General features: G+C 41.6%; 19 protein-coding genes. 10 read left to right on the forward strand and 9 right to left on the reverse strand.

Annotated features, from left to right (window positions below):
- The first annotated feature begins 98 nt into the window (after positions 1-98).
- A complete protein-coding gene (locus E5N72_RS14075) occupies positions 99-893 on the forward strand; it encodes a putative porin (RefSeq protein ID WP_135925714.1) in 795 nt (264 codons plus the stop codon).
- Between the two features lie 68 nt (positions 894-961).
- On the opposite strand, the gene E5N72_RS14080 is transcribed toward E5N72_RS14075, so the two are convergent.
- Complete coding sequence (locus E5N72_RS14080) at positions 962-2452, reverse strand: dipeptidase (protein ID WP_135925715.1); 1491 nt, start codon at positions 2450-2452, stop codon at positions 962-964.
- Between the two features lie 156 nt (positions 2453-2608).
- Between E5N72_RS14080 and E5N72_RS14085 the strand changes: the two genes are divergently transcribed.
- Complete coding sequence (locus E5N72_RS14085) at positions 2609-2755, forward strand: DUF2986 domain-containing protein (protein ID WP_105174679.1); 147 nt, start codon at positions 2609-2611, stop codon at positions 2753-2755.
- A gap of 522 nt (positions 2756-3277) precedes the next feature.
- Here E5N72_RS14085 and E5N72_RS14090 read toward each other — a convergent pair.
- Entirely contained in the window at positions 3278-5410 is a 2133-nt protein-coding gene (locus E5N72_RS14090; RefSeq protein ID WP_135925716.1) for a TonB-dependent receptor, read from the reverse strand.
- Between the two features lie 104 nt (positions 5411-5514).
- The gene (locus E5N72_RS14095; RefSeq protein WP_135925717.1) at positions 5515-6366 is read right to left on the reverse strand and encodes a universal stress protein; all 852 of its coding nucleotides are present in this window, start codon (positions 6364-6366) and stop codon (positions 5515-5517) included.
- 267 nt (positions 6367-6633) lie between these two features.
- Between E5N72_RS14095 and E5N72_RS14100 the strand changes: the two genes are divergently transcribed.
- Both E5N72_RS14100 and E5N72_RS14105 read left to right on the forward strand, forming a co-directional pair.
- Positions 6634-7824 carry an MFS transporter gene (locus E5N72_RS14100; protein WP_063528937.1) on the forward strand — a complete coding sequence of 397 codons (1191 nt, stop codon included), beginning with the start codon at positions 6634-6636 and terminating at the stop codon, positions 7822-7824.
- A gap of 122 nt (positions 7825-7946) precedes the next feature.
- Positions 7947-9118, forward strand: a protein-coding gene (locus E5N72_RS14105; RefSeq protein WP_135922821.1) for an IS3 family transposase whose coding sequence is annotated in 2 segments (ribosomal slippage) — positions 7947-8220 and positions 8220-9118 — 1173 coding nt in all. Because the reading frame shifts where the segments join, the coding sequence is not laid out codon by codon here.
- An 87-nt stretch (positions 9119-9205) separates the two neighbouring features.
- Here E5N72_RS14105 and E5N72_RS14110 read toward each other — a convergent pair.
- Both E5N72_RS14110 and E5N72_RS14115 read right to left on the reverse strand, forming a co-directional pair.
- Positions 9206-9397 carry a helix-turn-helix transcriptional regulator gene (locus tag E5N72_RS14110; RefSeq protein WP_054551820.1) on the reverse strand — a complete coding sequence of 64 codons (192 nt, stop codon included), beginning with the start codon at positions 9395-9397 and terminating at the stop codon, positions 9206-9208.
- A complete protein-coding gene (locus E5N72_RS14115) occupies positions 9394-9822 on the reverse strand; it encodes a hypothetical protein (RefSeq protein WP_168246740.1) in 429 nt (142 codons plus the stop codon). The genes E5N72_RS14110 and E5N72_RS14115 overlap by 4 nt, the downstream gene beginning before the upstream one ends.
- A gap of 238 nt (positions 9823-10060) precedes the next feature.
- Here E5N72_RS14115 and E5N72_RS14120 point away from each other — a divergent pair, with 238 nt between their 5' ends.
- From E5N72_RS14120 to E5N72_RS14140, 5 genes are all read left to right on the forward strand, one after another.
- Positions 10061-13315 (forward strand): winged helix-turn-helix domain-containing protein, encoded by a 3255-nt coding sequence (locus E5N72_RS14120; RefSeq protein ID WP_135925718.1) that lies wholly within the window; start codon positions 10061-10063, stop codon positions 13313-13315.
- Positions 13316-13338: 23 nt separating this feature from the next.
- Entirely contained in the window at positions 13339-13716 is a 378-nt protein-coding gene (locus E5N72_RS14125) for a DP-EP family protein (RefSeq protein ID WP_135925719.1), read from the forward strand.
- A gap of 150 nt (positions 13717-13866) precedes the next feature.
- Positions 13867-14850, forward strand: coding sequence for a diguanylate cyclase (locus tag E5N72_RS14130; protein ID WP_135925720.1), 984 nt, complete (start codon positions 13867-13869; stop codon positions 14848-14850).
- 134 nt (positions 14851-14984) lie between these two features.
- On the forward strand, positions 14985-17504 hold the full coding sequence (locus E5N72_RS14135) for a TonB-dependent receptor (protein WP_135925721.1): 2520 nt from the start codon (positions 14985-14987) through the stop codon (positions 17502-17504).
- A 152-nt stretch (positions 17505-17656) separates the two neighbouring features.
- The gene (locus tag E5N72_RS14140) at positions 17657-18205 is read left to right on the forward strand and encodes a hypothetical protein (RefSeq protein ID WP_135925722.1); all 549 of its coding nucleotides are present in this window, start codon (positions 17657-17659) and stop codon (positions 18203-18205) included.
- Here the strand turns inward: E5N72_RS14140 and E5N72_RS14145 are convergent.
- From E5N72_RS14145 to E5N72_RS14160, 4 genes are all read right to left on the reverse strand, one after another.
- Entirely contained in the window at positions 18202-19107 is a 906-nt protein-coding gene (locus tag E5N72_RS14145) for a tetratricopeptide repeat protein (protein WP_135925723.1), read from the reverse strand. The two genes, E5N72_RS14140 and E5N72_RS14145, sit on opposite strands and share 4 nt — an antisense overlap.
- Before the next feature lie 208 nt (positions 19108-19315).
- Entirely contained in the window at positions 19316-20668 is a 1353-nt protein-coding gene (locus E5N72_RS14150) for a magnesium transporter (protein WP_135925724.1), read from the reverse strand.
- A 155-nt stretch (positions 20669-20823) separates the two neighbouring features.
- Positions 20824-21822 carry an AraC family transcriptional regulator gene (locus tag E5N72_RS14155; RefSeq protein ID WP_135925725.1) on the reverse strand — a complete coding sequence of 333 codons (999 nt, stop codon included), beginning with the start codon at positions 21820-21822 and terminating at the stop codon, positions 20824-20826.
- Positions 21806-22723: a sensor domain-containing diguanylate cyclase gene (locus E5N72_RS14160; protein WP_130166939.1), complete on the reverse strand. Its 918-nt coding sequence runs from the start codon at positions 22721-22723 to the stop codon at positions 21806-21808. The genes E5N72_RS14155 and E5N72_RS14160 overlap by 17 nt, the downstream gene beginning before the upstream one ends.
- Before the next feature lie 284 nt (positions 22724-23007).
- Between E5N72_RS14160 and E5N72_RS14165 the strand changes: the two genes are divergently transcribed.
- A complete protein-coding gene (locus E5N72_RS14165; RefSeq protein WP_135925726.1) occupies positions 23008-25308 on the forward strand; it encodes a TonB-dependent receptor in 2301 nt (766 codons plus the stop codon).
- The last annotated feature ends 30 nt before the right edge of the window (positions 25309-25338 follow it).

The raw sequence follows: 25338 nt of genomic DNA on the forward strand, positions 1-25338 counted from the left end.
TTCATATTCTAACAGGCCCACAACACTTTATTACAATGTAAATTCCTGCTTGTTGTATTATCTTTATGAAACAAAAACCAAATACAACAAGGATATGTATGTTTAAACAACTAGCCCCTATTGCACTTGCAACGCTCGCTTATTCAAGCTATTCAACAGCAGCAACAGAGCAACAGGTGAGTAAACAGTGGTTCAATAGTATCAATTACACTCACGTAGAACATGACAGATATAGCTTTAATGGCTACCAATTAGCAAGCCATTATTACTTTGAAGAGCAGCAGAGCTCAGGTGTGCTCGATGATTATGGCTACCTAGATACAGATTCAAACATCCTAGTCAATTACTCAGGAGGAGACTATTACAATGACATTGGTATATTTGGCGAGTATTTTTTAAATAACTGGTTTGCTGTAGCCGATATAAGGGATGTGAGGGATTTAGACAATTACACTCTAGGTATAGGCTACTTATTTGCCGATGCCTTAAAAGTTTCTGTAAATAGGGATGTGCGTGAATATGGTGATGATTATTTCCGCTTGAAAGCGCAGTATAACCTCCAAATCAACGATAAGGATTACCTTGGTTTTAGCGCAGAAACAGATGATGAACTCGACGTTTGGAATCTCTCGGCCAGATACTTTAATCACTTAAGCGGCAGCCATTACATTACCGTTGATGTTGGCCATCAAGACAGCGTTAATGATTCAGCAAGTAATGCCATGATCAGCTATTACTTTGGCGAACACTATGCCATAGGTGCAGGTTTGGATGATTCTGAACTCGTTTTACAAGGTAAGTACTTTATTAATGATAAATATTATTTAACCGCTAATTACACTGAAAGCGGCTCAGCTGAACTCTACAACCTCAAGTTTGTTGCCCAATTCTAAACAGTAATGAGTCAACAGCTTTAAACAAAAACGCCACTTTAAAAGTGGCGTTTTTTGATATATAGATACTACATATTACCTAGCTTCATCATCATTGCAGTGTACATTTTTAAGTTCAGCGCTAACTGCTCTTCGGTAATAAACTCATGTTCTGAGTGACCTGTGTACTTTTTACCTGGCATTGATGGACCAAATGAAACAGCATTATCAAATAGCTTCGCATTGGTGCCACCACCGATTGACACAAAGCCCGCGTCTTTATCGCCGGTAAAGTGCTTAAAGATATCAAGTAAAGCTTGGGCGTGAGGTGCACCATCTAACAGCATTGGCGTACCAATTACCACTTTTGTGTCTTTTAAAGTGACATTATTAGTGGTTTGCCAAGCGCTAAGTGCTTCATTAATTTGCTGTTTGAGCACAGCTTTTTGTTTACCAACAGGACGGCGCATATTAACCGACAATTTAATATCGTTACCATCGCGGCTTAATAACGTTGGCGAAACAGTCATCGGCCCCATAAAATCATGCTTATAAGCAATTTCACCGAATTGCGCGCCATATAAATCAAGGCCTATTAGCTGATTAATAAACTCAATTGCTTGACCATCGCTATTGTTCTCAAGGTCGATGCCTTTGAAGATTTCTGCAAGGTACGCAATGGCATTTTCACCCGCTTCTGGCTCAGATGAATGCGCTGAAATCCCCTTCACTTGCACTAGCAAGCCATTATCTTGCTCTGTCATCGCCACTTTTACGTTTTTAAGCTTAGCGACATTGTCGTGTAATTTAGCTACTGTCGCAGCATCGGCGTTATGCACAAGCACACTGGCATCTTCAGGGATTTGGCTAACAAAAGCACCGCCTTTTAAATTACTTACATATAAGCCTGTTTTTGCAGAGGTTGCTGAAAAAGTCGGCGCAATTAAGCTCCAGCCTTTTTCTGCAACAACCACAGGGTAAGAAGCATCAATAGTGACAGCATATTTTGGTTGCTGATAGGTTTTCATAAACTCTTCGAGTGGTGCCCAGTCAGACTCTTCAGCAAGGTAAACCATTAATTCAATGCGGTTATTTAAAGTAATGCCGTTATCTTTAATCGCCTTCATTGCATGCAATGCTGTGGCAATAGCACCTTTATCATCTTCTGTACCACGTGCAATTAGCTTTCCAGGTTCAGAGGTTTTATCCATTTTAAATGGGCTTTGTTGCCATTTACTGGCATCGGCTGGTTGCACATCACCATGGGTTACTATGGTTACTTTATCAGCTTGGTTACCCATGCCAATTAATACTGTGTAACCTAAATCTTGATAATCAAAACCAAACTGCGCCGCTTTCATTTTTAAGAATGACTTAAAGCCAATAAAATCTGGGTTATCAGGAGTCGCTAAACCTTCTTTATTCACCGTTGGGTAAGAAACTAAATTCTCTAAGGTATGAATTTGCGCTTGTTGATATTGCTCTACCGCGTAGTTAGCCAGCTTTTCACTTTGCTCAGACACAGTTGCCTGACTAGAGAAAGCAGTTAATAAAAATGCAGCAAGTAATGAATGTTTCAAGATAAGCTCCAGAGTTTAAGAAGGTTTTTAGAAAGTCACCTTGATTGTAACGCTTATAACGCCGACATAACATCTCTAATTCAAGCAAAATAGATCGCTTAAAAATACCAACAAGGTACAATAGCCACTCACCCTATTAATTCGTTTGTTAGACTCATGAACCGCAGAAAAAAGATCTTCACTAAACTTAAGCAAAAAGATAAGCGCGCCAATGCAAAATTGCATAAAAGCAATAAGCCGGCATACATCTCAAAGGCAGATCGCGAAAAATTAGCACAGCAAGAAGCTGAGCAGGAAAGTTAAAATGCCTAGTGGTAAGATTGTAGGCGCGATTTTATATCGCGCAACACTTCTATGATTCACAAAGAGGATAAGAGACGCTGCGCTTTAGAGGAAAAGATTAAACTGACTTCTATGGTTACCTCATTGTCTTCTCATTCAGTTCTCTTTGTGAAAAAGACAATTTGAACCACAGAGCACACCGAGGCGCTTCGCGCTACACAGAGAAAACAATATTTACAAAGAGATAATGGTCTCTCCTTCTCTTTCTCTGTGCTCTCTGTGACCTCTGTGGTTAGAAAAAATCTTTAACTCACAAAGAGGATAAGAGGCGCTGCGCTTTAGAGGAAAAGATTAAACTAACTTCTAAGGTTACCTCATTGTCTTCTCATTCAGTTCTCTTTGTGAAGATATTTCGGCACCAAAGTACCTCCTACGAGCTAGGCATTTGGTAAAGGCCTGTAAGCAACACCATCTGATAGCAGATCGCTCTTTGTGCGTTGGGTTTCGCTCCGCTCTACCCAACCTACGAGCTGATAGCTTTCTCTAAAACCTATAACTCACACTGGCATTATACGAGCGGCCCTGTCCAGCAAGTTGTTCAAAACCATTGCTCATATCTTGCTTGTAATTAGCAATACTTACACCGCCAAGCGGCTGTTGGTAGTATTCATCAAGTAAGTTGGTAATTGCTAACTTAAAGGTTAAATTTTGCCACGTTTTCTGACTTGATATAGCCAGTAACTGATAGCTGTCGGTTTGGTTTTCTAAACGGCGCTCATCAACATGGGTTTTACTATCAACCCATTGCCAGCTCAGTACGTTTTGCCAGCCTTTGTATTCGTGCTCTAGGCTCAGCTCAGTGTGCAGTGGCATAATTTGATATAAGTCTTCATTGCTATCATCACGTTCGCCATAAGTACTGGTTAGTGAGCCTTTTAATTGCCACTTTCCTGCTTGCTTTGTGTTGTAAAGTTCAATTAAGCCCGCCAGTTTTGCACCGTAAAGAGTGACATCTAAATTCGTAAAGGTAAGAATATTACGCTTGGTATGCGCCATATCGGTGCGATTAAAGCTCTTAGTCACTTCAGCATCAATATAATCATTTACTTGCGTGTACCAAACATTTGCCGTTACTTGCCAGCTATCGTCTTTGGCTAATTTGGTGTAGCTAGAGCTTAACGTATGAGCTGTTTCGGCTTCTAAATCTGGGTTACCAATGTAACCATTACCATCGCCAAACCAACCAATCATGGTGGTTGCCATCGTACCTACACCCCAGCTGTAACGCTCATATAAATTAGGTGCGCGGTTTTTACGAGCTAAACCAAATTGCAGCTCATCGTTATTCGATAATTGATAGCGAGCAAGTAAACTGATATCAACTAAAGTGTCGTCACGTTTACGGTCTAATTGGTTAAATTCCATCGCAGCTTGGGCGTCGGTTTTTGACATGTCCATCATTGAGCCCATATTAGCCATACCGCTCATGCCACCTTCGTTATAAGCCTGCACTTCGCCAGTATCTGTGGTGACTTGCTCAACACGAACACCTGCCGACACCCACCATGCTTGGTTTACTTGGTTTTGGTACTCAGCAAATGCCGCAAGGCGGTCACGTTTGCCATCGTTAATGTTTACGTATTCATTTGGGCCCATCATCATTGACCCTGCAACCGCTGGCCACCAGTCATCAATTCGATAACCGTAATATTCTTGCCCTAGCATTAATGATGACTGTTTTGATAAATCAGTGCGCCAATGAACTTGATAACTGTAATCTTGTGCATCGGTATTCATTGGCATCATGCCGGTTTTCTCATTACTGAAAAAACCCATTTCGTGTTTTACATCATGCGCATTCAATTGCACCTGCAAATCACCATTTTCAAGCTCACGTTGGTACTGAGCAACGAAACCATAACTGGTGTTATCGGTCATATCCATGTATTGATTTGCAAAGCCTTGGTAAGGAATCTTTTGATGCGTCAGCTTAACTACAAGCTGTTGTTTCTCATCACGAATAGCGCCCGTTAACGCATGATTTTGCACTCGATATAAGGTATCAAGTACACGTTCACCATGCACATCATCATAGCTGTTAGCATCTTCAAAGCTGCCTTGGTAAGACAAGCTAAACTGTTTGCTCGCAAGGCTAGCACCTAGAGCATATGCTTGGCTATCGTTAACGCTCTTGTACTGGGCGGTAACATAGCCTGCGCGCCAGTTCACTGAGTCTGTATCACTAAATTCAGGGGCAATCGTATTTACCCTAATAACACCGGCAATATTATCACCGCCACTGCTTACCGGTGATACACCAGCAACGACACTGTAAGAGGCAATTTGGTTTGCCGACACATAAGAGAGTGGCGGGTTCATTTGGTTAGCACACGCTGCTGTAACATCAGCACCATCGACTAAAACTTTAACTCTATCGCCCATCATGCCGTTCATCACCGGCAAGTTAGACACTCCTCCGGCCGCTGAAAAATCAACACCTAAATCTTTCAGTAACGCGTCTGCAGAGCTAACTAATTGATGGTTATTTTGGGCATGACCTTGTACTTCTATCACTTCAATTGAATCATCAGCAAAGGCCGAAATACTTAAAACACAGCTAAGTGCTGCAGCAATTTTAGAAAATAAAAAACCAGGGCGAGAAGATAGCGTGTTCATAACTCTTTTAAAATCAAAGCAAATAATTAATGACGCCGATTATAAAACTCATTAATTAGTCTGAACACGTGACATATTGTCGCACCCTGTCACAGGTGAATAACTTAGCGCAGCACCACTAAAGGAATACGGCTATCTTCAAGCATTTTTAAGGTCGTGCTGCCTAAAAAGAACTGCCGCCATTTAGAGTGACCAAATGCGCCCATCACCATTAAATCAACGGCGTGGTCACTTTTATATCGCCACAGCGCTTGGTAAACATCGCCATCGAGCATGCGCGCTCTCACATTAAAGCCATTTTCTGCCAGCCTTGCTGAGGCAGTATCAAGTTTGTCTTGGCAGTGACCATCTTGTTTATCAACCATCACCAAGTGGCAATCTAAGCCGGATAAAATCCCGCCATTGATAATTTGTGTAATCGCTTTGTCGGTACTTTCGCTGCCATCATAAGCCAGCATAAAGTTTGTAGGCTCATGAAATTGCGGCGGCACAATCGCAACCGGGGTATGTACCTGACGGATCAGCGTTTCAATATGCGAGCCCAGTACTTTAAAATCATCGTAATGGCCTTTACCAGAGCGGCCAATAATCATCACACGGGCATTGTCTTCATGTTCAAGTAAGGCATCAACAAGACTCATTGAAAGCTGCTGTTGCTCAATCTCGGTTATGCCTGCATGCTCGGCTTTTTTCATTGCTTCATCTAGCAATAATTGACCATGCTGCGACGCTACTTTGTTGCGCTCTTGCTCAAGTTTTGCCAATTGCTCTAACAATGAGGTTTGCGAACCTAAACCTATAATTGCGGTTAAATCATCACTGCCTTGCGGCAAAGGTGGCTCTAATGCATGCAGAAAATTAATTGGATGGCTGGAGCGCTTAGAAATCCAAATCGCCGCTTCCGTCACCGCATCGGTCATGCATGAACCGTCGATACAAGCAAATATCTTTTTCATTGCGCTCTCCTTCAAACCAATTTAATTAACCAAGTATAGTTGGCTTTTTCTCTGTATTTATTTTGAACAGCAAAGACTTAAGAAGTTCAGGTTATTTTCTTATAGCAAACAAATATAGAACGTTCCAAAAAGTACTGTATCAACCCCATTAATTTGTATTACAATAGCGCTGGGCACACACATCTACTCCAGAACAAAGTATTTGTTACTGGCATTTTCAATTATCAAAAATCTATTTTGTTTTTAAATTAATTTTAAAGGAATTACATGACTAACGTAGCCAACTCCCAAGGCAACGCAAGCACGTTTACCATTCTGATAGTATTGGCTTTAGGCACATTCATTTTGGGCCTATCAGAATTTTCTATGATGCCAATGTTGCCCCTGATCAGCGAAACATTTTCGTCTACGCCAGCGCAAAGTGGTTATGCCATCAGTGCTTACGCGATTGGCGTAGTTGTCGGTGCCCCACTATTTATGATCACAACCGCCAACATGCGTAAGCGAAATGCACTGTTGATGTTTGTCAGTATGATGTTTTTATTCAATGGTTTAAGTGCTTTTGCAAACTCGCTTGAGCAACTTATTTTATTTCGATTTTTAAGTGGTTTACCACACGGTGCCTACTTCGCCGCTGCTATTTTATTGGCTGCCGATATCGCCCCTGCCGATAAACGCGCAAGCTTTATGTCAAAAGTATTTATGGGTTTAACCATTGCCACTATTGTTGGTGTGCCCATGGTCACCCTAGTGGGGCAAAACTTTAGCTGGCGTTATTGTTTGGCAGGCACCGCTGTACTTGCGTTAGTTGCCTTGGTATTGATTGTGAAATACGTACCTAACGTAAAGAATACCGCGCCAACATCGATTCTCGATGAGTTAAGTGTATTAAAGAACAAGCTCGTATGGACTATTCTGGGTATCATCATTATTGGTTTTGGTGGCGTATTTTGTGTTTACACTTACATTGCCGACACTATTTTAGAAGTCACCCATACCCCTGCTTACACTATCTCTATTGCGATGATTATGTTTGGTATTGGCTGTACTTTAGGAAACTATGTATTAGGTAAAGCCGCCGACCATTCACCGCTGAAAACCACAGGCGCAGCGCTAATTGGCGCTGTAGTATTTGCAGCCAGTTATGTAAGCGCAAGCCATAATATTTGGCTGTTATACGCGGTGATTTTCTTTATTGGCTTTAGTGTTGGTTTAGGTACCGTGATCCAATCATTATTAATGGATGTGTCACCACAAGGGCATGCCATGATTGGTGCACTAGTACAGTGTGCGTTTAATACAGCCAATGCGATTGGCCCTTGGCTTGGCGGCATGGCTATTGCCGAAGGCGCACTCCCTAGTCAAACAGGCTATGTTTCGGCGGCACTATTCTTAGGTGGTTTTTTAATGTGGTCGTTAAGTGCGATGCAGATGAAAAGACAAAGCTATAAGCCTTAAGCTCTCAGCTCTCAGCTCTCAGCTCTCAGCTCTCAGCTCTCAGCTCTCAGCTCTCAGCTCTCAGCTCTCAGTCTGATTGATCTGACTCCATAAAAGTAGACACCTTTTTGGAGTCAGTAATCATGAAAGTAAAGTCACAGCGTAGATATTCCCTCGAATTTAAAATAAAAGTCGTTCAAGAGTCGTTAGACACCACAGATACAGTTAAGATGGTCGCTAATAAGTACGGTATTCATCCTGACATGCTATCAAGTTGGAGAAGTCACATGACCTCGAAAAAGAAAACGGCAAAGCCACTAAAGAACCAAGGCCCTGACAAATCATACACAGATTTAGAACGCCAAATTCGCAAGCTTGAGAAGCAACTCGAAGATGCTCAGTTGGAGAATGACGTTTTAAAAAAGGCGAAGGTCTACTTCGACAGCCTAAAAGAATAAGGTTCGAATATATCCACAAGGTCACAGACGCCAAACGCACAGTGAAGAAGTTGTGCAGCTGGTTATCTGTGTCGCCGGCTGGATACTATAAATGGTTAAAGCAATTACCTAGCACACGCCAGAAAGAAAACAGTTCGTTACTGAAATTTCTAAAGTATGTCAGCGACCAAGAGCACTGTATTCCTGGTTATAGGAAGCTCTGGGAGGCAGCGGTAGCACATGGTTTTGATTGCAGTAAAGGGCGTGTGCAGAGACTATTACAAAGCGTTGGCTATCGTTCAAAGTCAGGTAAAAGACGCTATACAAGCCGCTCGAAGAAAGAAGGTACAATCAAAGCGAGTAATTTATTACGGCGCCAGTTTAATGTTGATGCAGTAAATACCGTGTGGGTATCAGATATCACACAAGTACGCTGTAAAGATGGTTGGCAGTATTTATGCGTCATCCTTGACTTGTACTCTCGTAAGGTTGTTGGCTGGGTAACAAGCCGTATAAACAACGCCGAGTTAGTTATTAAAACACTGAGGAAAGCATGGTCAGCACGTAAACCTGATGGTTCGAATTTGCTCTTTCATTCAGACCAAGGAGCTCAGTATGTCGCAAAGGAAACAGTGAAGTGGTTAACTAATAGAGGTGTCACAGTGAGTATGTCTAGAAAAGGCAACTGCTGGGATAACGCATGCTCAGAAAGCTTCTTTGCGCAGTATAAAAAGGAGTGGATAAAGAATTTAAATGAACTGAGTCGTAGTGAAATGACAACACAAACGTATTTTTATATTGAAAAATACTACAACTCAGTAAGAAGGCATGGCACCCTAGGGTATAAAAGTCCCATGCAGTACGAACAAGTTAATTAAACCTTGTGTCTACTTTATCGGAGTCAGATCAGATCGCTGAAGGCTGAAGGCTGAAGGCTGAAGGCTGAAGGCTGAAGGCTATCAAACTTACTCATCCTGAAATATCTCTTCGATACTCAGGTTAAATAAACGCGCGGCTTTAAATGCTAATGGCAAACTTGGGTCAAATTTACCTTTTTCAATCGCATTAATAGTTTGCCTAGATACATCCAAAAGCTCTGCGAGTTTCGCTTGGGTGTAGTTGTGCTCAGCACGAAGCACTTTCAAGCGGTTTTTCATTCTTCGCCCTCGTCGTTTAACTGCTTATTCATCATTAAAAGACTCACCAAATAGGTTAAGCCCATAAAGAGTACAAGGTGTGAAATATCTTCTTTAAAGCTAATTAAACCGCTTGATTGCACTACCGAATAAGCTAAACCAAATACTAAGCTTGCACCCAAGGTAATCGCCATTGCATTAAGGTGCATACGCTGCTGCAGCTCATCCATTCCTTGAAGTTGTCGTTTGTTCGATAAAATCATCATAATGCCAACTACTACATTAATTAAGATTGCCACAACACTAAAAACAGCCTGCTCTTGCCATAAAAGATGCGGCCCAAATGAGGCAATTGCTAAAGTAATCACCCATGCTGATGTCCATTTCGCGAGGTTTAGCGTGTTCTGCTTATTACGTTGTTTAAAGGTTAATCCTGTCTGATCCATTATTCTCACCTTAAAAGTAAAGTAAACTTGACTAAAGATTAACCAAGCAACACAAAAAGTCAAACAAACTTTACAAAAAGTTTTATATACATGACACCAATATGATTTTTTAATGTCAGAAAAGGCAAGGCGCTTGCTGTTAATCTCATAATATTGTATTAATCAAAGAATTCCGTAATCTAATATAAAATCGGTCCAATCGGACTGCGTTTCTAACAATAACAATGAAGATAACACTATGAATACGGCACTGTTTTTCGTTGGCGAATGGCAAGTTACCCCGGCCACTAATTCAATCAGGCGCGGTGAACAAACAAAGCATCTTGAACCCAAGGCGATGGATGTATTACTGCTGCTATGCGAAAAACAAGGTGAACTACTAACGAGCGAAGAAATTATCAGCCATTGCTGGCAAAATGTGGCGCTGGGTGACAACCCCCTACATAAAGTGATCACCCAATTACGTAAAGCCTTTGACGATAAAGCAAGCGATCCGCATTACATCGAAACCATTCGTAAACGTGGTTATCGGGTTATTGCCGAAATCAACTTTCCACTCAACGAAGAACAAAAAGCCAGCCAAACCAGTTGGCAAGGTGATTCGCCCTTTGTTGGCTTAAGTGCGTTTGCACCAGAGCAAGCCGATGTATTTTTTGGTCGGAACAAACAAATTGCCACTTTGCTACAGCGGGTATCGGCTCAAATAGAATTTGGTCGCGCATTTTGCTTAATTTTGGGAGCCAGTGGTTCGGGTAAATCGTCGTTAGTTAACGCAGGTGTATTGCCCGCTTTAATGTCGAGTAATGGCTACGATGGCATAAGAGTACACAGTTACTGCCAACTCGACTTTGCCGATGTCAGCAAAGAGCGCTTACTGCTTGATTTAGCCTCAACCTTGCTCGATTTAGAAATAAACGACGCACCTGTACTTAGCGATATAAGTGCCGATGCGTTGGCTGAATTGTTATTAAAAGACCCAGAACAGGTTATTTCCCGCTGTAAAGCAGCACTTGCAGCGCTAAATACAGAGCGCACTACGCCCTATTTATTTTTATTTATCGACAGGCTCGAAGTGCTATTGTCATCGCCGCTATTTAGCGATGACGAGCGCAACCAGCTTTTAGCTCTTATTGAGCGCTTAGCAACAAGTGGCTGCATGATCATTTTTAGTGCCTGTCGTAATGACTTTTACCCGCAAGTAGTGAGTCAACCAAGTTTAATGTCGGGCAAAGCCAATGGCGCACATTTTGACTTATTAGCGCCAACTCGCTCTGAGCTTAAGCAAATGATCCGTTTGCCAGCACTTGCAGCAGGCTTAAGTTGGCAACATCACCCAGAGCATCACACACCGCTTGATGAACAACTTTGTAACGATACTGCCAATAACCCAGATGCATTGCCAATGCTGCAATACACCTTGCAGCAGCTTTACTTGCAGCGCAGCCCAGACAACGAATTATTGTTTTCTGAATACCAAGCCCTAGGCACCATCGAAGGAGCCATCGGCCAAAAAGCCGAACAAGTATTTTGCCAATTACCCAAAGACCAACAAACTGAACTTGCCGCAGTTCTTTCTAAGCTGATCACTTTAAATCCAGATGGCGAAACGCTCACCAGCCGCGCTGCACGTTGGAGCGAATTAACCAGCCCTGCTGCGACCAAGCTTGTTCAGGCTATGGTCGACAGCCGTTTGTTTGTGTCGCACCTTAAAAATGAGCAAGCCTGCTTTAGTCTTGCCCACGAAGCGCTGCTGCGCCATTGGCAACGCGCCATAGATTGGGTGCAAGAGCACCAACAAAGCTTAGCAATTCAAAGCCGCGTGCAACTTGCCACCGAGCGATGGCTGCTAGAACATAAACACAGCGACTTTTTATTAGCGCAAGGCAAACCGCTGCAAGAAGCACAAAGCCTAGTTAAAAACCCTATGTTTAGCTTATCGAGCAACGAACAAGCGTTAATTAAGGCTTCTAACAATAAAGCCAAACGTAAAAAACGCGTGTTACAAATAACAGCGGCTGCACTTGTGTGCTTAACCTTTATTGCTACATTTATGAGCGTGCGCAGCTATCACGCCGAACAAATAGCAAAACAAAAACGCCAAGAGGCTGAGAGTTTATTGGGTTTTATGGTTGGTGAGTTTGCCGACAAACTTAGAAGCGTTGAACGTATGGATTTACTTGATGGTATTAGCAACAAAGCCCTTGAGTATTTTACCAATCAAGACGAGGAAGCTGCCTCGTTGTTTGACTTTAGCGATACACAAGCCGAGTTTAATAACCGTTTTCAATACGCTCAAACCTTAGAGGCTATGGGCGAAGTGGCCTACTCGCGCGGCAAAACCGACGAAGCCTTCACTGCCTTTGAAAATGCGCGAACGCGCCTAGAATCTTTACTAAAAGTTCAACCCAATAACCTAGATGTTTTAATGCTCGCAGGGGCCAATGCGTTCTGGCTTGGTAATTTAACTTATGAGCAAAGTAATTACTTAGCGACTGAGCCAATGTTTAAACGTTACTTGGCTTACAGTGAAAAAATGTATCAGCTTGCCCCTAATGACTTTAACTCTATTATGGAGCTATCTTACTCGCACAATTCTCTTGGTTCGTTGTATTTAAAGCAGTTTAATTATGCACTTGCAAAACAGAGCTTTACTGAATCTTTAAAACTGAAAAACCAAGCCCTTGAGCTTAAACCGAATAACAAAAATTTATTACGCGATAAAACAGACACCATTAGTTGGATTGCAACCACAGAAGAAAGGCTCGGTAATTTAAACGCTGCACTCGAACTACTTGAACAAGCCTCTCAAGAGCTAATCAACATGCTTGAAACATCACCGAATGACGCAAGCTTACATAATTATTTAGCAAACACTTTTATGCAACAAAGCTTTTTATTGAGCTATTTTCCAAATAAGAGAGCAGCATTTTTAAAAGCTGAAAAAGCAACTGATGCAATTAATCGAGCAAGAATCCAAGATCCAAAAAATCAAAACTTTCAACGCACCTTTTATAGAACACTTGCATACCAATTAATGCTGTTAGATAAAAGTAAAACAAGTGAAAGAGTAAAAGATGTTTTAAGTTACATTGATAACCAAGGGGTTTCAGATACAACTTTAATAAATATTCAAATAGGAGTGATTCATTATTTAATCAATCGAAACCTTTTAAACGAAGCCAAAGACCTCTTGTTAAAATTAGAGAGCAACTCAGACTTTATTGAGAGAATATCTGACACTAGCAAAATAGAAAACCTCGCTGCTCTAATAAAGGTTAATTTAATTAAAGCAAAGCTTTCTGAAGACAAAATAGCAAGACAAAAAGCATGCCAAGAAGCTATTAATGCAATTGAAGAAAATAAAAACGGCGATAAAAGTATAAAAAGAACTTACCCACTTATTCAAGCCTACACCTGTTTAAATAGGGTAAGTGAGGTAAACACAGTTAAAAGTAAACTAATAGAGTTAGGCATTACTAACTTTGAACTATAAAAAACAACTAGAAGGTAATAATAATGAGCGAAAGTCAAACTTTCAACTTTACAGTGAATATTAAACTTAACACTGAAAATGAAGCTGTATTTACATACTTCCAAAACGGTCAGCAAGTTTCTGGAGGCGGTACTATCAATGAAAGAAACAGCCTAGGCATTTATACACTTGATGACGCAACAGTTGAAGCTGGCTTTCAATTTACAGGCGCGAAATTTGCAAACCTTGAAGGTGATTGCGAGCAAGACTTTAGCTTTAAAGTCACTAATGATGGTCAAACAATTGAAATAGCGGATACTGATGAAAATAGCGGTACTGCGTGTATGATTTTCATTGTAGAGTGCAATGGCACAAGCTATGAAAGTGCCGATCCACAAGTGAAAAATGATAAAGAAGACTAAGAAACACTCACTTTAAGCTCCTTTTATGGAGCTTTTTTACATTTAAAAACAAACAATTAAAACCAGAAGATTACCAGAAGGTTAATTTGCACTTTTTTAAGTAACTTTATAGACACCAAAATCGTTTGCATCGGCAAAAAGGAAACGAACGTGTCTACTAACAACAAAAATGAACAACCAAGCACTGCTAGATCAGAAGCTAAAAACGCACTTGCGCAGTCTATCAATTCAGAGCAACTTGCACTAATTGCCCAAATGTTTCAGAACATTCCTGAAGGGGTGTTTATCATTAATGGTCAAGGCACGTTTGAATTTGCAAACCCGATGGCGGCACAACTTTTAGGTGACAACCAAGAAGCCTTAATCGGTCAAAACCTGTTACATTACCTACACGACACCGACCGTGATAAATACATGTATACCCTACTCAGTTGGTTAGATCATAAAGACTCGCCGATAAGCCTTGGTCCAAACGAAGTTAAAATAAACCGCGCCGATAGTAAAACCCTTGAAGCGGATTTATGTATTTCAAGCTTGCCAAAAAACATTGCCGTTGCAGATAATTTATTTATTTGTGTATTACATGATTTATCATCGCACAAAGAGCAATATAATCGCTTAGTTAAACAGGCCACCACTGACCATTTAACCGGCCTTGCAAATAGATTAACCCTTGAGGAATCATTAAAAGAGCATTGGCAAGAAAGCGTGCAAACCAACCAAGCTATTAGCACTATATTAATCGACATTGATTATTTTAAATTATTTAATGACCGATTTGGTCATGTTAAAGGCGATAAGTGCTTACAAAAAGTAGCGAGTATAATTGCAGAATCACTCCCCTCTCATGACTGTTTGGCAGCCCGTTATGGTGGTGAAGAATTTGCGGTTATATTACCAAGGTGTCAAAAAGATACGGCAGCAGTTATTGCAAAACATATTCAAATAAAAATAAACAATATGTCATTTACTGAAATTGGCCTACCGAGTGATTTTAGAATAAGTGTAAGCCAAGGAATTGCTTGCGAGTTTAATAATCAATACCGTACTTCTGAGGCACTAATTTGTGCTGCAGATACTGCTTTATACCGAGCAAAAACAGAGGGCAGAAATAAAATAAGCATAAGCGCATAAAAGGTTATTTTAGTGTAGAACTATGAGCTAAATAGCTTGTTTAGATAATCATATAGTATACTTTTATGTTATTTGTTTGTTCCTTTTTTATTGATAAACTGCAACGTGAAATCAACGTCACAAGGGATCCAACAATGACACTTTTTAAAAAAGTACCTTTGCAACTCGCTATTGCAAGTACGCTAGCTACATCAGTGACTGCAATCGCTGCTGAGCAAACAACAGAAAACACTGCTCAAGATGTTGAAGTTATTTCTGTAACAGGTACTCGCCGAAGCCTTCGTAGTATTTCTGAAAGTACTGTACCTGTCGATTTATTAACAAGTCGCGATCTAACAAGCACTGGCCAACTTGATATGAGCCAAGTACTTGCCTCTCAGTTACCTAGCTTTAACTACCCTAGTGCCACCATTGCTGATGGAACTGACCATGCAAAACCGGCTGTTTTACGTGGCCTTGCTCCTGACCACACATTAGTACTTATCAATGGTAAACGCCGCCATGCGGGTGCACTATTAAATTTAAACGGTACAGTAGGCCGTGGTTCAACAGCTGTTGATTTAAATAATATTCCTACTTCAGCAATTAAACGCGTAGAAGTACTTCGTGATGGTGCTGCTGCTCAATACGGCTCTGACGCGATTGCTGGTGTGATCAATATTGTATTAAAAGACGCCGATGAAGGCGGCAGCGTGAGCTTCACATATGGTGAATACGATACACAAATGGCAGGGTCTCCTCAGCTACTAAACACCACAACTGATAGCGAAGGCAACCTAAGTTTTGAGACTGGTGGCGACCGTGAAGTAAATGATGGTATTTCACGCACAGCAAGCGCTAACGCGGGTTTTGCGCTGGGTGATAATGGCTTTATTAACCTGTCTATTGAGTCACGAAATAACGAGCCAACGAATCGCTCTGGTTTTGACCAACGCGAACAGTACAGCCGTGACGCAAATGGCAATTTAGACCCTCGTGAATTCGACTTTGACCGCTATAACCACCGTTTTGGTAAAGCAAGCATTGAAGATTTCGCGCTTTTTTATAACCTAGGTTATGAGTTTGATAACTCGTTATCACTTTACTCTTTTGCAAGTTACTCAAACCGTGAAGGTAACTCGGGTGGCTTTTATCGTCGTGCCAAAGACTCTCGTAACTTAACTGAAGTGTATCCTGACGGCTTCTTACCGCAAATAGATACTGATGTAGATGACTACTCATTTGCAATTGGCCTTAATGGCGAAACCAATGACTGGGCGTGGGATGTAAGCAGCAATTATGGTCGCAATGACTTTGGTATTGGCGTAAGCAATAGTTTAAATACCTCTATGGGTGTTAGCAGCCCAACAGAGTTTGATGATGGCTCGCTCGTATATGAGCAATACCTAGTCAATATGGATGCCAGCAGCACGCTAGATTTAGGTTTACCTGATGATGTGTTTGTGACGATTGGTGCTGAATACCGCCACGAAAACTATCAAATCAAAGCGGGTGAAACGGCCTCTTACCTAACCGTATTAGATGACGAAGGTAACCCTGTTGCTGCCGGTGGCGCACAAGTATTACCGGGTTTCTCACCTGAAAGTGCAACTGATAAAAGCCGCCATAACATTGCAATATTTGCTGAGTTTGATACTTATCTAACAACAGATTGGAACCTTGTTTTAGCAGGTCGTTTTGAAGATTACAGCGATTTTGGTAGCACCTTTACCTCTAAACTAGCTTCGCGTTACAGCATTAATGAGTCACTGTCGTTACGTGGTGCAATTAGCACAGGTTTTAGAGCACCATCACTTGCCCAAACTTCATATAAGTCGGTAAGTACTTTATTTGAGAATGGTGTGCCAAGTGAAGTAGGTTTATTCCCTGTAGATGAACCTGCAGCGCAAGCACTAGGGGCTCGTGATTTAGATGCTGAAGAGTCAGTTAATATGACGGCAGGTTTCATCTTTACTCAAGGCGGTTTTAGCTTAACGCTTGATGCGTATCGCATTGAAATTGATGACCGTATCGTATTATCTGAAAACTTAAGCGGCCCAGAAGTTGAAGCGATTTTAGCCGAAGCTGGCGAAGTTAATACACAACGCGTTCGCTACTTCACCAATGCCATTGATTCACGTACACAAGGTGTTGATATTGTTGCTACTTACTCATTAGGCTTAGAAAGCTATGGTGATTTACGCTTAAGTGCTGCGGTTAACTTTAACGACACTGAAGTAACACACGTTAAAGAAAATCCACCGGAATTAGAGGCGTTAGGTGACAGCTACGAGTATTTTTCTCGTCGAGAAGTAACTCGTTTTGAAAAAGGTACACCAGCGGATAAATGGAACCTATCTGCAACGTGGGATTATGAAAACTTCCAAACCACATTACGAGCAACTCGTTATGGTGAAGTTATTGATACCTCAAATAGTGCTGAAAACGATGAAGTACTTGATGCAAAATGGATTGCTGACTTAGAAGTGGCTTATCGCCCTGATGAGCAGTGGAAGTTTGCATTAGGTGCCAATAACCTATTCGATCAGTACCCTCAAGATACTGTAAGCAATATTGGTTATAGCGATTTTAACCACATATTCCCTTATAGTGGCTTTGCGCCATACAGCTTAGATGGCCGTTTTATTTACGGTAACATCACTTATAGCTTCTAAATTAATGTGTGCTGGTTTAGGCTAGCACACAGCTAACTTTTTAAAATTAGGCGCTTTTTTAAATAATTTTTAAAAAAGCGCCTATGCCATAAACTTTATTCCCACTTGCTGCGACTAACTAATTAACATTACCTATTAGGAAGGACAGCATCATGAATTTACGAAATTTTACCACAAGAGCACTCCTCATCACTGCAAGTGCTGCATGCATCAGTTTAGCAAACGCAGATAATGCAGTTTCTCAGGGCGATTATCGCGTTATTACTTTTAAAGACTGTAAAAAGGTAAGCGAAAGTACCCTCAATAACGAACAGATTGCTGCATACCTAGAGCTTGAACGTGAACAAGTAAAACTAGAAGCGCTAGAACAACCAATTAGTGACATAGAACAACAAGTTACTGACTATTCTGAGCAAATAGAAGCGATCACCGAAGAAGCAGTTATTGAAGACGAGAACCACCTACGAATTAATAAAAGCTTATTAAAAGAGCAAGATAAACTGGCTAAAGAACTCAATAAACTTATGGCTGCTCATGATGCCGATTTTAAAGCGTTAGAACAGCAAGCAAAATTAATTGAACATGCCGCTAAACAATTTGATAAAACTATGAAACCGTTGATGGAACAAGGTGAGTCAACTCACCTACAAATTTTAGCGCCGGGTGAAGACGAAAAACCGGGCTGTTTTTACAATATTTAAAGTACGTTTTCTAGCTGTGCATAAAGCTTCGCGTGTGTTTTACGAATGTCACCTTTATGCACTTGCTTAAACCACTTTAAAGCTTGTTCTGGCTTGCCTGCCTGCCAATTGATTTCAGCCAAGCGTAGCTTATAAATAGCAAGAACAAAACGATCAGACTCTACATCAATATACTTAAGTGATTGAACATACAATTTATCTGCTTCGTCGTACTGAGCAAGTATTTGATACGTTCTCGCTAAATTGCCTAATGCTACAGAGATTTTACGCTTATGGTTTGTTTTTAAAATCCAATCTACAGCAACCCGACGACTTGCGAGTGCTCCATCTACATCACCCAGTGAATGGAAAACATTGGCTTTATTTGAAGCAAGTTCAAAATGAAAAATAGGATCTTTGCTCTTTCCAAAGCGACGTTCAGCCCTATCTAATATGTGCAATGCTGTTTCTTTGTTGCCAAACACGTATTGCAAATTGGCCAATTCAACCATGCGCATTGGGTTACCGAATGAATCGAAAATAGCCTGTAGGTTTTCAAATGCCAAAGTCGCGAATTTGCGGCCTTGTTCATGATTGCCGAAATATTGCATCGACTTTGCGTAATAAAAATAAACTTGAACTTGAAAAACAACCGGAAGGTCTTTGCCATTTATAAATGGCTCGGTGCTATCTTTAAGGGCGAGATATTCCATTTTGTCGTAAAAGTAATCAAACTGATACGACTTAATTTCATACCAGCGTGCCGAACCAGGCTCTGCTACCGCTAGCTGTTGATTAATATAATCTAAGCATAGAGCCTGAGGTTGTTGGCTACAGAATATCTCATGGTCACTAAAGTTCTCTGATGCTAAAGCATTAAAGCTGCAGAAACTAAATAACAAAAAGGTTAAACTTTTCTTCATCTACTAACTTCTAAGTGACAATACACACAGAAAAATAACAAAATATCCTGCTATATTACAGCACTTTTTAGCTAAACTTATAGTTAATATTAATAATTTAGATTCTTCACACAGTGAATTTAAGCATTTTTATACACTTAATAAGTTTGAAATTGCATGACTAACAAAAAAGCAGGCTAAGCACCGAGTTAACCTGCTTTAAAATTATTTAGAGTAGCAACAAGCTACCTAAGCCAAGAAAGGTGACAAAACCCACAATGTCGGTGACTGTGGTAAGAATCACAGAGCCTGAAAGAGCAGGATCGATTTTGAGCTTATCCAAAATAGATGGGATCACGACTCCCGATAACGAGGCAGCCACTAAATTAAGTAAGATAGCGATAGTAATGGTTAAACTTAACATGCCATCGTTGAACCAGAAATAAGTAAGCACGCCAATCACAAAGGCCCAAACACAGCCATTTAATGCCCCTACTCTTAGCTCTTTTTTCAACAGCGCTCTGCGGTTAGAGTCGGTCACCTGACCGAGTGCTAAACCGCGCACAATAACCGTTAACGTTTGACTACCTGCAATACCGCCCATAGAAGCGACAACCGGCATAAGTACCGCTAGTGCAACCACTTGCTCGATAGTTGCACCAAACAAACCGATAAACCAAGAGGCCAAAAACGCCGTTGCTAGGTTAATACCAAGCCAAATACCGCGGTTTTTTGCCGATTTAGTGACGCTTGAGAACAGATCCTCGTCTTCACGTAGACCACCCGCTTTTGCAGCGGCTTCGTCTGTTACTTCTTGACGCAATTCATAAGCTGATGACACTGATAACCGGCCTAATAGTTTGTTGTCGGTGTTAACCACTGGCATCGCCATTTTTTCGCTATGAATAACCACTTCGGCCGCTTCATATAAGTCGTCATCAGCGTGTAAAGCCGACACATCAAGGTTCGCGTAATCCAGCAGGCTGTCGTTATCATTGGCTTTAAATAACGAATTAATTGCCACTTCACCAATGAGTGTGCCTTTACGACTCACCAAATAAATCACTTCGGTGAACTGTGGTAAGCCTTTTTGAAAAATTTTACGCGCGCCAGCTACGGTGAGTTTTTCTGACACTTTAAGCGCATCAAAATCGAGCCAGTGACCTAGCTGCTCAGGGTTATATTGCTGTGCAAGGTCGTATTGCTTCGTTTGAACTTCATCAAGTTGTCTGCGTGCATAATCAACAAAGCGTTCGGGAATAATTTCTTCAAGTTCAAGTAGCTCTTCAACGCTCACTTCGTCAAGTAACTTAAAGCCCTCAGCTTCATCTAAACTCTGTAACAACCAGCGACAACTATCACCACCTAAGTTAATGAAAATTTCATGCTGGGTATCTTCATCAAGTAATTGCCAAATTTCTAAACGTTGTTCTTTAGGTAATGCTTCAAACAATAACGATAAATGCTCAGTAGAAAGCTTTTCTTTAGCATCAGCAAGTAACTTATTTTTACGTGTTGTAGTGTCACACTGAAGCAAGTCATCAATTAACTGGGGAAGTTGGTCAACAGGATACTCAATCATTTGAGACCTCGGTTAATTACATCAATAACAGTAGTCTAACGCAGCTTAATTAAAATAACTGCCCGTAATTGATATATTTTTATCTTCATCCAATCAGTCATATAGGTGAGCTTAAGGACTTTTTTCAATTATCACTCAGTAAAACTAAGTGAGTATTAGCCCTTCAATTGACTTGGCGTAAGCCCGGTCCAGCGTTTAAATGCTCGTCTGAAATTAGCAATATCATAAAATGATAAGCGCATGGCGACTTGCTCATTGCATTGCTCGCGCATGGCAAGTAGGTAAATCGCTTTGCGCTTGCTTTGCTCATCATACAAAGTAGAAAAACGCACGCCATGGGCTTTCAGTTTGCGTTTGAAGGTTGCGGGGCTCATAGCAAATTGGCTGGCTACCTGCTCTAAATTTAACGCCGGATGTTGATAAATTAATCGGCTTACGGCTTCCACAAAAGTGCTGTTTGCAGTATTTAATGCCGCAAGTTGCGAGTTAATTTGTGAAAACCTAAAACTACTAAACGCGGGGTTAGTGAGCCTAAGCGCGTGTTTATTCAATACCCAACGGGTTATAGGCTTTTCAAAAGCGACTTTAAGACCTAAATGCTGCTCGTATTCTTGGCTATGTCTGGCGCGTTTATAGGCAAACTCAAACTGACAAGGGACTCGCTCACCCGCCACTTTTTTAAGAATTTGGTAAAACGCAGCGCTGTAAATTTCCATAACATACTGGCTTATTTCATCATCCAAGCCCACAGCATTTTGCAGCACAATGTAATACTGCTCGTTATGCACATAACTATAACTAAATAACAAAGGTGCCAGTTGCATTCGCAAATTGTGTAACTGCTTTAAAGCTTGGCCGATGTGCGCTGCATGTAACACGCCTTGGGCGGCAACAGAGGTATCGTTTGCTAGTTGACTGCCTAATAAAAAACCGCTGTCGGCGGACTTCATCAACTGCTTAAACTGCGTCAATAAGCGCACTTGCTGTGAAATACTAAACTGATGCTGCACACTCATTAAGTCTTGCTCAAACACCCCTGTGCCTCTGAGTAACTTATGCAGTGCAATGCCGCGACTTAAGGCCAGTTCCACCAGCGTGGTGATCAGCCCCTGTGCGGTGAGGTATTTGTCATCTTGATTAAGATACGGCTTCACAATGGCTGACTCTTTGTTGTTTTTGTTGTTGTAACTTAGCGTGTAAACGCGAGCTTAAACTTTGTGGTGTATCGCCTTGTATACTGCCTACTAAGGCCGCTGTTACATCTTGAAACTTCGCGTGCTTTGCACCTTCGACCTTAAAAGCACAATGACTCAGCGCCGAGGTAATTTGCGCCACCAGCTCTTTCGCTTGTACTGCGCTGGTATTTGGCATTAGCACCATAAAGCAGTCTCCTGCATAGCGGCACACCACATCGCTAAGACGGCAATTCATCAATAAAAGCTCGCTTACTTCACCTAGTAAGCGGTCGCCTTCGATAAAGCCAAATTCAGCGTTAAAATCAGCAAAACCACGAATATCAATGGCGGCTAGTTGCAATGGCTGTGGCTCACTTAACTGCTCTTTTAACACAGCTTGTAAGTAATCAGCCTTATACAGCCCGGTTATTGAACACACTAACTCATGCTCACGATGCTGTGCTTCACGGCGCTTTAACTGCCTATTCAGTACGTATTGCTCTTGGTGCCATTGATACAGCCCAAGGCTTGTGAAAATCATACCAATCGGCGCAGGCAATGATTCAATCCAAGTAAGCCAAGTATTGGTTGGTTGATGTAACCACTCATCAAATAAATCAAGGGAAGCTGAAAACATAAAAAGCCCAAGTCCAAGCACTAAAAAGCTGGTGACTTTGCCGGGCGGCCTCGAAATAAGCAGCGCAGCTATCCAAGTAAGGGTCATAAGCACAATGCCACCCTCGCCTAAAATATCTAACCATGCGATATCGGCTAGAGGCTTTAATTCTCCTGCTTGTGCGCTTAGCAAAAACGCAATTACAAACAGTGCAATAACAGCATTGGTTAAAAATCGATGATGAGTAAAAGGGTTATATCGCATTCTCGTTACCTAACAATAATTCACGCTGCCATGCTAACTCGTTGGCGTTTAAAGCAGCAGGGTCATATTAGCTCAATGATGTGACAACAAAACGACAGTCAAACCTTGTTAAACCCCTTAAGCACTGTATTTACCTTAAAAAGATGGGGTTATTGCAGCTCAAAAGTACTTTTAAAATCCGCTAATCACTTGTTTTTACTGGCTGTTAGCGATTTTCTGTCACATTTGCGTCATTTAAGCTGCGTACTTTGCTCATCAAACCAAGGACAACCAGGAGCAAACCCATGAAACAATTTAAAACGAAGGCGTTAGTAAGTGCCCTCGCCTTATGCCAATTTGCCGCTTACGCACAAGACGAACAAAGCAGCGATGAGAAAAAAGTAAAAGTCTCTGAAGAGCTTGTTGTATATGGCGAGATTGGTTATCGCAACCGCTCACAAGAGCTGGCACCGACGCTTGAATACTCACAAGAATACTTTCAACGTTTTGAACCGCTGACTGCCGGTGATGCATTAAAACGCGTACCAAGTGTGACGTTTTTATCGGATGTTTTAGAGTCTGATGGCGCCCGTATGCGTGGCTTAAGCCCAGCTTACACAAAGGTGCTTATCAACGGTGAAGAAGTACCTGGTGCAGGTGCTGACCGCTCATTCTTTGTTGACCGTATTCCTGCCGAGCTAATTGAGCGTGTAGAAATTATTCGTGCTTCAAGTGCAAACCGCTCTGCCGATGCCATTGCCGGTACGCTAAACATTGTATTGCGTGACGGTTACAGCCTAGATGGTGGTTACCTTCGTGCGGGTGGCCTGCGTTATGACGATGGCGAATTAAAAGAAAGCTTTGCTGGTGTTTACGGCACTGAGTTTGCTGGCGGCCGTTTACTACTTGGTGCGAACTTACAAGGTCGTTATAACCCAAAACAAAAATCAAGCCTACGCTATGGCGACAGCCCAGAGAATAACGCTAATTACAAAACCGAAGAATTTGATAACCGCGAAGATCAATCAGATATTCGCGACGGTGACGATACCTCGCTAAACGCCAGCTACGAAATTGCTTTTGATAATGGCAGCAAGTTCGATATCAGCGCAATTTGGGTTGATACCGACCGTACTGAAGATGAGCGTTCATTCGAATATGACGATCCAACAGCAATCAATAACTCAATTGTTGAAGGCGGTAACCTTGAAACCGACAACGCCAATGTATCTTTCATCGATCAAACCAACTACAACATCAACTCGGGTTATGAGTTACCCCTTTTTGGTGGCACCAGTAAATTTAAGCTTGGTTTTGCAAGCTTTGAAGAGTCTGTTTACGAGCAAGAAGTAGAAATCGATACCTCTGAGTTACCTATGGTGTTTGAGGAAGAAGAAGAAACCGTAGACCTTGATGACAAAGAATGGTCATTACAATGGCAACATAGCTTATTTGCAGGCGAGAGCAAAACCATACAATTCGGTGCCTTTGTACAAGGTAAAGAGCGCGATACTGCGGTTTATCAAGCCGAAAGTGAAAGCGAACAAAGCTTTACTAGCTGGGATCAGTTAAGCCAAACACCAATGTCACTGGCAGGCTTTAACAACGAGTTTGAAGCAGCCGCTGGTGGCGTCAATAAACTCGAAGAAGACCGCCTAGATGTGTTTGCATTAGTTAAGCACGAAGACCAAGACTTCTCGTGGGAGTTAGGTGTGCGCTACGAAACAACTGACTCAACCATTACTGACAAAGCAGAAGGTGTCAGCGCTAAAAACGATTATGACTTTTTCTTACCATCGGCACATTTACGCTACAACGTCTCTGAAAACGGCCGTGTAAGTGCGTCGGTTGCACGTAGCTTACGTCGTCCTGACTTTGATTACATCACCCCAGCTCTACTTGAAAAAGAGCTAGGCGATAACGACTTTTTAGGAAACCCAGACCTACAACCAGAATCATCGTGGGGTATGGACTTAGGCTATGAATATCGCTTAGGTAAAAGCGGCGTCGTGGGTATCAACGTGTTCTATCGTGATGTCACAGACCTTATCGAAATAGCCAATACAGGCCAACAAGGTTCAGAAGGTGATGGTACTTACATTTTGCAACCGCGTAACACCGGTGATGGCAACGTAAAAGGTATCGAGCTTGATTTATCAACGCCGCTAAGCGCTATTAGCATGCCGAACACAGGGGTATTCTTTAACTACTCATGGCTTGATTCAGAAGTAGATGACACTTTCGGTAGCCGTAAATTCAACGACCAATCTGACTACGTGTTTAACGTTGGTTTTATTCAAGACCTACCTGATTTAGGCGCTTCGTTCGGTGCAACTTACCGTAAACAAGGTGATGCTTATGGCCGTATCGTGGGTGAAGAAGTAACCACACACTACGGCGCAGACCTTGAACTATTCGTAGAAAAACGCTGGCAAGACGTCACGCTTCGTTTAGTGGGCTCAAACCTATTAGATGCAAGTAAAGACGAAACCTTTAACAAGTTCGACACGGTTGATGACCAAATCAACCGCGACTTTGACGAGTATGAATTGGAGTCTGAAGAAGCAGGCCCTGTTATTCAGTTAATGCTGCGCTACGCGTTTTAATACACATAAGAGTTATTAAGGCAGCGCATT

The organism is Pseudoalteromonas sp. MEBiC 03607, assembly GCF_004792295.1.
GTDB classification, from domain to species: domain Bacteria; phylum Pseudomonadota; class Gammaproteobacteria; order Enterobacterales; family Alteromonadaceae; genus Pseudoalteromonas; species Pseudoalteromonas lipolytica_C.

Excerpts from the sequence above, each read along its gene's own strand:
- E5N72_RS14110 (WP_054551820.1), bottom strand. The coding sequence starts at position 9,397 with ATGAAAAACCGCTTGAAAGTGCTTCGTGCTGAGCACAACTACACCCAA.
- E5N72_RS14150 (WP_135925724.1), bottom strand. The coding sequence starts at position 20,668 with ATGATTGAGTATCCTGTTGACCAACTTCCCCAGTTAATTGATGACTTG.
- E5N72_RS14090 (WP_135925716.1), bottom strand. The coding sequence starts at position 5,410 with ATGAACACGCTATCTTCTCGCCCTGGTTTTTTATTTTCTAAAATTGCT.
- E5N72_RS14165 (WP_135925726.1), top strand. The coding sequence starts at position 23,008 with ATGAAACAATTTAAAACGAAGGCGTTAGTAAGTGCCCTCGCCTTATGC.
- E5N72_RS14120 (WP_135925718.1), top strand. The coding sequence starts at position 10,061 with ATGAATACGGCACTGTTTTTCGTTGGCGAATGGCAAGTTACCCCGGCC.
- E5N72_RS14135 (WP_135925721.1), top strand. The coding sequence starts at position 14,985 with ATGACACTTTTTAAAAAAGTACCTTTGCAACTCGCTATTGCAAGTACG.
- E5N72_RS14075 (WP_135925714.1), top strand. The coding sequence starts at position 99 with ATGTTTAAACAACTAGCCCCTATTGCACTTGCAACGCTCGCTTATTCA.
- E5N72_RS14140 (WP_135925722.1), top strand. The coding sequence starts at position 17,657 with ATGAATTTACGAAATTTTACCACAAGAGCACTCCTCATCACTGCAAGT.
- E5N72_RS14100 (WP_063528937.1), top strand. The coding sequence starts at position 6,634 with ATGACTAACGTAGCCAACTCCCAAGGCAACGCAAGCACGTTTACCATT.
- E5N72_RS14125 (WP_135925719.1), top strand. The coding sequence starts at position 13,339 with ATGAGCGAAAGTCAAACTTTCAACTTTACAGTGAATATTAAACTTAAC.
- E5N72_RS14115 (WP_168246740.1), bottom strand. The coding sequence starts at position 9,822 with ATGGATCAGACAGGATTAACCTTTAAACAACGTAATAAGCAGAACACG.
- E5N72_RS14095 (WP_135925717.1), bottom strand. The coding sequence starts at position 6,366 with ATGAAAAAGATATTTGCTTGTATCGACGGTTCATGCATGACCGATGCG.
- E5N72_RS14160 (WP_130166939.1), bottom strand. The coding sequence starts at position 22,723 with ATGCGATATAACCCTTTTACTCATCATCGATTTTTAACCAATGCTGTT.
- E5N72_RS14085 (WP_105174679.1), top strand. The coding sequence starts at position 2,609 with ATGAACCGCAGAAAAAAGATCTTCACTAAACTTAAGCAAAAAGATAAG.
- E5N72_RS14145 (WP_135925723.1), bottom strand. The coding sequence starts at position 19,107 with ATGAAGAAAAGTTTAACCTTTTTGTTATTTAGTTTCTGCAGCTTTAAT.